Origin of the sequence: Pollutimonas bauzanensis (genome assembly GCF_040393045.1) — a bacterium.
GTDB classification, from domain to species: domain Bacteria; phylum Pseudomonadota; class Gammaproteobacteria; order Burkholderiales; family Burkholderiaceae_B; genus Pollutimonas; species Pollutimonas bauzanensis_A.
On the sequence record NZ_JBEBUX010000137.1, the window covers coordinates 1 to 10,596 of the forward strand.

Annotated in this window: 7 protein-coding genes; 6 read left to right on the top strand and 1 reads right to left on the bottom strand. The window is 57.1% G+C overall.

The window, feature by feature from the left end:
* Nucleotides 1-905: 905 nt before the first annotated feature.
* Nucleotides 906-2,936, bottom strand: a complete 2,031-nt coding sequence (yoaA, locus tag ABWO67_RS16720) for a DNA repair helicase YoaA (RefSeq protein WP_353153602.1) — start codon at nt 2,934-2,936, stop codon at nt 906-908.
* A gap of 218 nt (nt 2,937-3,154) precedes the next feature.
* On the opposite strand from yoaA, the gene ABWO67_RS16725 reads away from it, so the two are divergent.
* The 6 genes from ABWO67_RS16725 (at nt 3,155) to ABWO67_RS16750 (ending at nt 10,502) form a co-directional block, all read left to right on the top strand.
* Nucleotides 3,155-5,530 (top strand): Tex family protein, encoded by a 2,376-nt coding sequence (locus tag ABWO67_RS16725; RefSeq protein WP_353153604.1) that lies wholly within the window; start codon nt 3,155-3,157, stop codon nt 5,528-5,530.
* Nucleotides 5,531-5,538: 8 nt separating this feature from the next.
* On the top strand, nt 5,539-6,060 hold the full coding sequence (locus ABWO67_RS16730; protein ID WP_353153607.1) for a hypothetical protein: 522 nt from the start codon (nt 5,539-5,541) through the stop codon (nt 6,058-6,060).
* Nucleotides 6,061-6,149: 89 nt separating this feature from the next.
* The gene (locus ABWO67_RS16735; RefSeq protein ID WP_353153609.1) at nt 6,150-7,250 is read left to right on the top strand and encodes an ABC transporter ATP-binding protein; all 1,101 of its coding nucleotides are present in this window, start codon (nt 6,150-6,152) and stop codon (nt 7,248-7,250) included.
* 42 nt (nt 7,251-7,292) lie between these two features.
* Nucleotides 7,293-8,339, top strand: coding sequence for an ABC transporter substrate-binding protein (locus tag ABWO67_RS16740; protein ID WP_353153611.1), 1,047 nt, complete (start codon nt 7,293-7,295; stop codon nt 8,337-8,339).
* A gap of 69 nt (nt 8,340-8,408) precedes the next feature.
* The gene (locus ABWO67_RS16745) at nt 8,409-9,656 is read left to right on the top strand and encodes an ABC transporter permease (protein ID WP_353153614.1); all 1,248 of its coding nucleotides are present in this window, start codon (nt 8,409-8,411) and stop codon (nt 9,654-9,656) included.
* A 12-nt stretch (nt 9,657-9,668) separates the two neighbouring features.
* The gene (locus tag ABWO67_RS16750; RefSeq protein WP_353153617.1) at nt 9,669-10,502 is read left to right on the top strand and encodes an ABC transporter permease; all 834 of its coding nucleotides are present in this window, start codon (nt 9,669-9,671) and stop codon (nt 10,500-10,502) included.
* The last annotated feature ends 94 nt before the right edge of the window (nt 10,503-10,596 follow it).

A 10,596-nucleotide genomic window follows, 5' to 3' on the forward strand; every position in this document is an offset into this window, starting at 1 on the left:
ATGCTGTGGTCAAACGCTTCTGACGCTGTAATGGATCCGATGTTCTTAATAGGCGCGTCAGGTCTGGGCATCTGACCTCCTTTGGATCCGCGTGTCAGGCCTGAGCATCTACTTTCTTCTTAGTCCGCGTGTCAGGGCCTACGGGGTGGTGTTTTGCTCCTCGTGGCCGGTTCGTCGCCCTTCGGCGCCGAACATCGCGTGGCCTCGTTCGTCCACCCCGTCCGGGGTTCCCTTCACTTCCGGCCCGCTCCGCCCCGAAAGTCGCTGCAACACCACCCCGTAGGCCCTGACACGCTGCGCAATGGAAATTTGAAGCATCGCTGGGACGGGCTGAGTGCTTGGCCTTTTTGCGTAACGCTGCCTGTGAACGGACCAATGCAGGCCACGGTCAACGACGCTGGGCCGTATGGCGTGTTGCCGCAGCGGTCTAAGCAGGCCACCGCGAACTGGACCTGCTACGGATAACAAATCGCAGCAACATAAGCATACGGCCGTGACTAATACCTGACTTGACGTCCGAGAGCCCCGGCTGGCGGGGCGCGGAGGACGAGCGCATGATTTCTTTGGAACTTGCCGGAGTTTAGGCAAAAAGGCCAAGCACGCTGCCCGTCCCAGCGACCTTGCCGATTAATCTATCGCAGGCGTGGCTGCGGTGATGGGGATATGGGCGACGTTCGGGGCACCCGGCGTAGGGGCTCGCCAGCGGGCCGGACGTGAAGGGAACCCCTATGCCGGGCGCCCCGAATGGGGTGGACGAACGAGGCCACGCTGGTTCGGCGCGCAGGGCGCCGAATCGGGCCACGAGGAGCCCATATTCCCATCACCGCAGCCACGGCGTGTCAGAAGATAAACAAGCAAGAACGCACCGACAGCGTCCTAAGCAACAGCAACAGCAAGAAAAAACCTTACTCCTGCGCCCCCTGCATCCTGGCAAAGAAAGCTAACACCTGCTCCGGCTCCCGCGTGCGGGCGAATGGCGGCAGGCCTCGCCATAGCAGCTTACCGTAAGGCTTCTCGACAATACGGGCATCGCCCACCATCAACACCCCCCAGTCCTGCTCCGAACGGATCAAGCGGCCAGCCCCCTGCTTCAACGCAATGGCAGCTTCCGGCAACTGATACTCCATAAAAGGGTTACCGCCCTGCGTACGACACAGATTCAACCGAGCCTCAAGTACCGGGTCATCAGGCGGCGCAAAGGGCAACTTGTCGATCGCTACCAAAGTCAACGCGTCGCCGGGCACATCAATGCCCTCCCAGAAACTGGCGCTTCCGACCAGCACTGCATTCTTGCCGGCCCGGAAGCGTTCCAGCAACACGCCGCGAGAACTTTCACCCTGGCGCAACAGCAAACGGTCGATATCCTCGTCCTCAAAGCGTTCTTCCAGCAATTCAGCAATACGGTCCACCGCCCGCAAAGTAGTACACAGCACGAGCACGCCGCCCGAACAGGTCTTGATCAGCGGCATGAGCGTATCGACGAATTTCTGGTTGAAGTCGCGATCGCTGGGCAATGGCAAGTTCTTGGGGACATACAGCACGCCTTGGCCTGCATAGTCGAACGGTGAGTTCCAGCTTTCGGTTCGGGCATCCCACAAGCCTAGCTGGCGCATGAAGTGACCAAAATCGCCATGTACTGACAGCGTCGCCGATGTCAGCACCCAGGCTTGATCCTTGCCGCGATATCTTGAAAAAATCTGCGCTACCGACAGCGGAGCGCTATGCAAACGCATGTGATGCAGGCTGTGCTCTACCCAGCGCACGGCGGCCGACGTGTCTTTTTCCTTTGCTGCGCCGTCAGCCTCGCCCTCGGGTTTGGCTGGCTTGAGGGCATTGTTTCCTTGCCTGTCTGGCTGGCTCCATTGATACAGCTTTGCCCGGATGTCCAGGCATGTCTTGGCCACCGCAGCCAGATCGGGATGCTTTTCACTTACCACGCCCAGCAGCGCAGTACTGGCGTCCAGAACTTCCAGCAAGGTTGCCAGCGCCGCGTCGAATTCAGCTGCGTTAGGAATGGCTTGGAAAGTGGCTTTCCGACCCGGCAGCTTGTCGATGGGCGCCGCGGCAAGGCGCAATTCCCGCGCGGCATGTTCAATTTTTCTACCGACCTCGCTCCAGTTGGTGGATTCGCGCGCATAGGCTAGGCCGGCTGCCTCGGCGGCCCGCGCCAGGTCGAGCAGTTGATGCGAAGACACGCTAGAGCCCAGGAAGCGCGTTGCAATATCGGGCAACTGGTGCGCTTCGTCAAAGACGACCAGCTCGACCGCCGGCAGCAAATCAGTGATGCCTTCCTCGCGCAATGCCAGGTCGGCCATGAACAATGCGTGGTTCACCACCACAAGGTCAGCCTCCTGGGCCTGACGACGTGCCTTGAGGACGAAACAGTCGCGCACATTCGGGCATTCCTGGCCGAGGCAGTTTTCCCGCGTCGAAGTCACCCGGCTCCAGATATCGGCTTCTTCCGGGACAGGTGTCAGTTCGCTTTTATCGCCGCTTTTGGATTGTTGAGCAAAAACCTGTATGTGCCGCAGTTGGCTTATTTCAGCACGGGATTTCAATGCCCTGTCATCACCCGACAAGCGTTCCAAATGGTAATGACAAACGTAATTACCCCGTCCTTTGAGCAAGGCAACGTTAATCGGCAGCGCCAAGGCTTTGCGCAGACGCGGCAAGTCACGCCTGAACAACTGATCTTGCAGCGTCCGCGTACCGGTAGACACCAGCACCTTGCTACCGCTTAAAAATGCCGGCACCAGATATGCCCAAGTTTTGCCTGTACCGGTACCCGCCTCGGCGATCAGGGTGGAATGATCACGCAACGCCTCTTCAATGGCCTGGGCAAGCTCAAGTTGCGCCTGCCGGGGGCGATAGTCGGGCATGGCCTTGGCAATAGGGCCATCAGGGGCGAAGATATCGGATAGTTCTTGCAAAAGCATTTAAAGTGACTATTGAGTCTGCCCGCATGAAAGGGGCTGAAAAAAAGGGTAAAGTCGTCAGGCTGAAGACCGCGCATGTAGACTTGTATGTTGATTGGCGCGCGTGGCGCTCTTCACAATTGTTTATAAGACTACACGTGATGATACCCGTGTATTTTCCAGCGCGGCGTCGGGTTGTGGCAAAATTCGCCGCGTGATTTACGTTAAATGATGGACTAATGACTGATACCTCTGTTCAAGCTAAACCCGCCTCTGTCGTACAAGAGGCGGATCCCGCCCGCATTATCGCCCTACTGGCCAACGAACTTAATGTGCGTCCCAACCAGGTTGCGGCCACGGTCGAACTGCTCGACGGAGGAGCAACAGTTCCGTTTGTTGCCCGGTACCGCAAAGAAATCACCGGAGGGCTGGACGACACTGTACTGCGTAACCTCGAGATACGACTGCTGTATCTGCGCGAGCTTGAATCCAGGCGTATCGCCATTCTTGAGTCTATCGAACAGCAAGGCAAGCTTAACCCCGCGCTGCACCAGGAAATCAACGCTGCCGACACCAAGCAGCGCCTGGAAGACTTATATGCTCCCTACAAGCCCAAACGCCGCACACGGGCTCAGATTGCCCGCGAAGCCGGCCTGGAGCCGCTGGCCGACGGCATTATCGCCGATCTCACCTGCGACCCAGCCATATTGGCAGAAAGCTACCTGAATCCGGAAGCTTCGATCAACGACGTCAAAGGCGCTCTGGACGGCGCCCGCGATATTCTTGCAGAACGCTATGCTGAAAATGCGGACCTGCTGGCCAATATGCGTGAGCACCTGTGGAAAACCGGGCTTCTGTATTCCAAGGTCGTCGAAGGCAAAGAAAACGAGGGCGATAATTTTCGCGACTGGTTCGACTTTAACGAGCCGCTGCGTTCCTTGCCTTCCCACAGAATCCTGGCCCTGCTGCGTGGCCGCCAGCAAGGCGCGCTGGACATACGCCTGGGATTGGAAGCTGATCTTGAAGCACAAATACCCCATCCCTGCGTAGTCCGGATTGCCGACTTCTTGAAAGTCGGCGCCGACTTCGGACTCAATGCATCGGCGCGTGGCCGCTGGTTGGGCGAAGTATCCCGCTGGACGTGGCGCGTGAAGCTGTTGACAGCGTTCGAATCCGAACTCGTCGGACGCCTGCGCGATACGGCGGAACAAGAAGCCATACGTGTTTTCGCCGCCAATCTGAAAGATCTTTTACTGGCGGCCCCCGCCGGCCCGAAAGCGGTGCTGGGCCTTGATCCCGGCATTCGAACCGGCGTCAAAGTTGCCGCCATCGATGCCACCGGCAAAGTGCTTGATACCGCAACCATCTACCCCTTCGAACCGCGCCGAGACCGTGATGGCAGCATCAAGGTATTGGCTGCCCTTGCGGCCAAACACAAGATCGAGCTCGTCGCTATCGGCAATGGTACGGCTTCGCGCGAAACCGAAAAGCTGGTTATCGACATGCAGGAAAAATACCCTGCGCTGACACTGACTCGCGTCATCGTGTCCGAAGCTGGTGCGTCGGTGTATTCGGCGTCGGAGCTTGCCGCACATGAATTCCCCGATCTGGACGTTACGCTGCGCGGGGCGGTATCCATAGCGCGCCGCCTCCAGGATCCGCTGGCTGAATTGGTCAAGATAGAGCCCAAGGCCATCGGCGTGGGCCAGTATCAGCACGATGTAAACCAGCGCGAATTGGCCCGATCGCTTGATGCCGTGATTGAAGATTGTGTGAACGCCGTCGGGGTTGACCTTAATACCGCTTCGGCGCCGCTGCTTACGCGCGTGTCAGGCCTGAGCTCGCTTTTGGCTAAAAACATTGTAAGCTGGCGTAACGAGAACGGCGCCTTTCCGAACCGGAAAGCACTGCTGAAAGTACCCCGTTTCGGCGACAAAGCATTTGAACAGGCGGCGGGATTTCTTCGCATTCCAGATGGCGACAATCCGCTGGATGCCTCTTCCGTCCACCCCGAAGCCTATCCTGTGGTGGAACGCATACTTGAAAAGATCAAGGCCGAAGCGCACAACATCATGGGTCAGCAAGGCGCCTTGAAAGGTGTCTCTCCATCCGACTTCACTGACGAGCGTTTCGGGTTGCCTACCGTGAAAGATATTTTTTCCGAACTCGAAAAGCCCGGTCGCGATCCCCGTCCCGAATTCAAGACGGCACAATTCAAGGAAGGAATCAACACCATCAACGATCTGCTGCCCGGCATGATTCTTGAAGGAGTCGTCACCAACGTAGCCAATTTCGGCGCTTTTGTCGACGTAGGTGTGCACCAGGATGGCCTGGTGCACATTTCGGCGCTCTCTGACACCTTCGTCAAAGACCCGCGCGATGTGGTCAGGGTCGGCCAAACCGTCACTGTCAAAGTGCAGGAAGTCGATGCGCCGCGCAAGCGGATCGGCCTCACCATGCGCCTGAAAGATGACACTGCGCCAATACGCCGCGGCAGCGGAGAACAACGTCCCGCATCAGGGGGTGCCGGGCGTAGCAATGCCTCGCAGAAACGTCAGGCCGAGCCGGCCGCTTCAGGCGCCATGGCAGCCGCTTTCGCCAAACTCAGGAAATAAAACGCCATATGACTATCGAACCCGACTCTTATCAGACCAAACTGGCAACGCTTATTGGCCTATTGTCCTGCGGGGACATGGACGAGCATGAGACTGCCCGCATCGTAAACATCTGCGAACAAGCCAAGACCGATCCGGCGAAGACGCTGAAGGACAATTATGGCGCCGACGCCGCCAAGGTGGCGCAGTATGATCCTGCCGGCGTCATGGCATTTATCATTTTTGTCGAATTGGAAGACTACTTTGCGGTTGCCGACAATGTCGATGAGCTATACGAGCAAATCGTCGATGCGTTCGAGAACCCTGCCTTGCCCGAGTACCCTTACGACAACAATAACTTTGAAACCCTGTCAGATTTTTACGACTGGGTGGATAAGCAATTGCAGGTACATCACGAGAAATATTGCCTGCTGTGCTTTGGCGAGAGCTATACCAACGACTTTCAGTCGGTGCTGGTATACCGTGATCAATTGGCCGATATTCTTGCTTTGTGCAAGGAACTCGACATGCAAGCCCACCGATGTGAATAACACCCAATAGTGGTTTACCCCGCTTAATGACTGTCGCAATATAAGGTAAAAAGCGCTACAAGAGATCATGTGATTTACTTGTGGCGGATATGGAAACAGCATCTAAGCCGGAACCATTGGTCAGCTTTCGCAATGTCCAGAAGTCTTACGACGGCGAGACGCTGGTAGTCAAGGACCTGAACCTGGATATCTATCCTGGCGAATTCCTGTCATTGCTGGGGCCTTCGGGCTCCGGCAAAACCACTTGCCTTATGATGCTCGCGGGTTTTGAGTTTCCCACCAGCGGGGAAATTTTGCTCGAACGGCAAAGCCTGAACAATGTACCTCCGCACAAGCGCAATATTGGCATGGTCTTTCAGAACTATGCCTTGTTCCCCCATCTAAGCGTCGAGAAAAACCTTGAGTATCCGCTGACAGTCAGGAAGATGCCGGCGCGGCAGCGCAAGGAACGTATCGCCGAAGCCCTGGCCATGGTGCAGATGGGCGCTTTTGCCAAACGCTATCCCAGCCAGTTGTCCGGCGGCCAGCAGCAACGCATCGCCCTGGCCAGAGCCCTGGTGTTCAATCCCAAACTGGTGCTCATGGATGAACCGCTTGGGGCGCTGGACAAGCAACTGCGCGAACACATGCAGCTCGAGCTCAAAGCTCTGCACCGTTCGCTGGGCATCACCTTCGTATATGTCACCCACGATCAAAGCGAGGCGCTGACTATGTCGGATCGAGTCGCGGTATTCGATCAGGGCATCATTCAGCAGGTGTCCGCCGCGGACACGCTATACGAATCGCCGTGCAATAGCTTCGTGGCGGGATTCGTCGGGGACTGCAACCACCTTGGGGCCACAGTCGAGTCTGCTCGCGACGGGCAATGCGTAGTGCGGCTGGCGGAATCATCGCAACTGAGTGCATTGAATGTCGGCGGCCTGGCCGCCGGAGCGTCCTGTGTCATAGCAATACGCCCCGAACGCCTGCACATCGTCGGCAGCGGACAAGCCAATGCCATTGCCGCTACCGCGCTCGATACCGTCTATTTCGGCGACCACGTACGCCTGCGTTGCCAAGTGGGCGCGGCGGACTCTATTTTCGTCAAGCTGCCGCTGGACAACAACCAGGCAGCAATCGATGGACTAACGCCGGGCAGTCCCGTTTTCTTGCAAGCGCTGCCGCAGCATGTCAGAGCATTCACCCCTTGAACAGTACCAAGCCACAACATAAAACATACAAAGGAGACCAATATGAAAATTCATAAAGCGCTATATGGCGCAGGGTTCGCTGCCTGTTTATTGGCTGGCGCAACAAATTCCGCCCAAGCGCGCGATCTGACTATCGTCAACTTCGGTGGCGCCAACGGCGATGCACAGCAGGTCGCTTTTGTGCAGCCGCTGGAAAAGGAATTGGGTATCAAGATAATCAGCGTGGCCTACAACGGCGAACAGGCCAAGGTCAAAGCCATGGTCGAAACCAATAATGTCGTGTGGGATGCTGTCGAAGTAGAAACGGCGGATCTGGGCCGCGGTTGCGACGAGGGTCTATACGAAAAGCTGGATTGGTCCAAGATAGGCAACAAGGCCGATTTCATCCCCGAAGCAGTCCACGATTGCGGGGTAGGCACTTTTGTATGGTCAACCGTATTGGCCTACAACGGCAAGACTCAGAAAACAGCACCCAATAGCTGGGCCGATTTCTGGGATGTCAAAAAATTCCCAGGCAAGCGCGGCATGCGTAAAGGCGCCCGCTACAATCTGGAATTCGCGCTCATGGCCGACGGCGTGGCGCCCGGTGAAGTCTACAAAGTCCTCGCGACACCTGAGGGCATAGACAGGGCCTTCAGCAAGCTTGATGAACTCAAGCCCCACATCCAGTGGTGGGAGGCGGGAGCCCAACCCGTGCAAATGCTGGCTGCCGGCGACGTGGCCATGTCCACGGTTTACAACGGCCGTATCGATGCCGCCAATCGCGAAGGCCAGTCCCTGAAAATCGTTTGGAACGAAAGCATTTACGATCTGGACTATTGGGTCATTCCTACAGGCGCGCCCAACAAAGAGCTGGCTGAAAAATTCATCAAGTTCGCTTCATCCACAGGACCTCAGGTCGCGTACTCGCAACATATCGCCTATGGTCCCATCAATAAGCAGGCGATTGACAAGCTCGATCCAAAGCTGCTGGCTGATCTGCCGAACTCGCCCCAAAACATCAAGAACGCCTTGCTGTCCAGTTATGACTATTGGGCTGATCACGGTGAAGAACTGGATCAACGGTTCTCTGCCTGGTCCACCCGATAACGCACCACAACTGCCCTGAAAGGCCCCTGTCCGCCTCGGCATGCGGGGGCCATCGAGACCGGCAAATCCATGAGCGAAATGCTAAGCACAGCCAGCCCAAATATAAAAAAAGCCATGTCGGCAACGGCACGCAAACAAAAGTGGCGTGCGTTGCTGCTGATTGCGCCATTGGCGATCTTTTTGCTGGTTATTTTTGTGGTGCCGATCAGCGCCCTGCTGTATCGCGCCGTTGACAACCCGGAAGTCATACAACGCCTTCCCGACACCCTGGCTTCGCTGAAAACCTGGGATGGTCAGCAGGCGCCGCCCGACACCAGCTATGCTGCCTTGATGGCCGACTTACAGCGCGCCAAAGATCAATCCGCCACAGGCAGTCTGGCCCGCAGGCTGAACTATGAAATTTCCGGCTATCGCACACTGATATTCAAAACCGTGCGCCGCATGCCGCTGGATGACGTCAAAACGCTAGGCGACAGCGGCATCAAGGCCGCCTTCCTGAAGATCGACCCGCGCTGGGGCGATCCGGCCTACTGGCAGGCGATCGCCAATAATGCCGCACCCTATTCCGCCTATTACCTGCTGGCATCCCTGGACTTGAAGCAAGAGCCCGATGGCAGCATCGTGCGCGTACCGCCCACCACATCGGCCTTCCTCGATATATTCGGACGCACTTTTTTGATTAGCGCCGTCGTCACGCTGGCTACGTTGCTGCTGGGGTACCCCCTGGCTTATTGGATATCCACCCTGTCCAAGCGCCGTGCAAACCTCGTCATGATTTGTATATTGATACCATTCTGGACGTCCATCCTGGTGCGTATCGCCGCATGGGTCGTGCTGCTGCAGCGTCAAGGCCTGGTCAATAAATCGCTGATGGGCCTGGGAGTGACTGACACGCCGATAGAGCTGCTGTTCAATCGGCTGGGCGTCTACATCGCCATGACCCACATCCTGCTTCCCTTCATGATCCTGCCTATCTACAGCGTCATGCAATCCATCCCGCCCACGTACCAGCGTGCCGCCATATCACTGGGCAGCCATCCGTTTTCCGCCTTCTGGCGCGTTTATGTCCCGCAGACCTATCCCGGTGTCGGCGCAGGAACCTTGCTGGTCTTCATCATCGCCGTGGGCTACTACATCACCCCCGCCTTGCTGGGCGGCGCGGGCGACCAGATGATCAGCTACTACGTTGCCTATTTCACCAACCAGACCATCAACTGGGGCATGGCAAGCGCTCTCGGATTTTTACTGCTTGTCGGCACGCTGGTGCTGTATTCCCTATACCGGCGACTGTCCGGTCGCGAACTTGGGTTGGGCTAAGGAGCGACCGCCATGGCACTACGCACAAGCAAATTCCCCCCTTACACATCCCGACTGGAACGCGCCTGGCATTATGGTCATCGCATCCTGAGCCTTCTGATTTTGGTATTCCTGGTGCTGCCCATATTGGTGATCGTGCCATTGTCGTTCAGCGAAAGCAGTTTGTTGCTATACCCCATCCCTGCTTTCTCGCTGAAATGGTATCAGGCGCTATTCGCTTCCGACGACTGGATGCGCGCAGCCCGCAATAGCTTTATCGTTGCGCCATCGGCGACAGTGATTGCGACCATATTGGGCACGCTTGCGGCCGTTGGCCTTCACAGCAGCAACTTCTTCGGAAAGAGCCTGCTGATGGCAGTGCTGATTTCACCCATGATCGTCCCGCTAGTCGTAGTTGGCGTGGGGATCTACCTGTTCTTTGCCCCCTACGGCCTGACCAGCAGTTATACGGGGCTGATACTGGCGCACGCCGCACTGGGCGCTCCCTTTGTCGTGACCACCGTCATGGCAACCCTGCAGGGCTTCAACCAGAACCTGGTACGCGCGGCTTACAGCCTGGGCGCCAGCCCGCCGCGGGCCTTCTTCACGATAACATTGCCGATTATCGCGCCTGGCGTCATTGCGGGCGCCTTATTCGCGTTTGCGACGTCGTTCGATGAGGTCGTCATTACCTTGTTCCTGGCGGGCCCTGAACAAGTGACTTTGCCTCGGCAAATGTTTACCGGCATCCGGGAAAACATCAGCCCCATTATCGCAGCCGTGGCCACGATATTGATCGTTTTCTCGACGTGCCTGCTGCTGACGCTGGAATGGCTGCGCGGGCGCAGTCATTCGAATGCAGTCTGATTAGCGTATTTTCGGTTCAAGTGTTCAAGTGTTTACGGCACCTGCATGACGCTTTGCATGCATCATGATGCTTTCGCGCCGTTGTCTCGCTCTG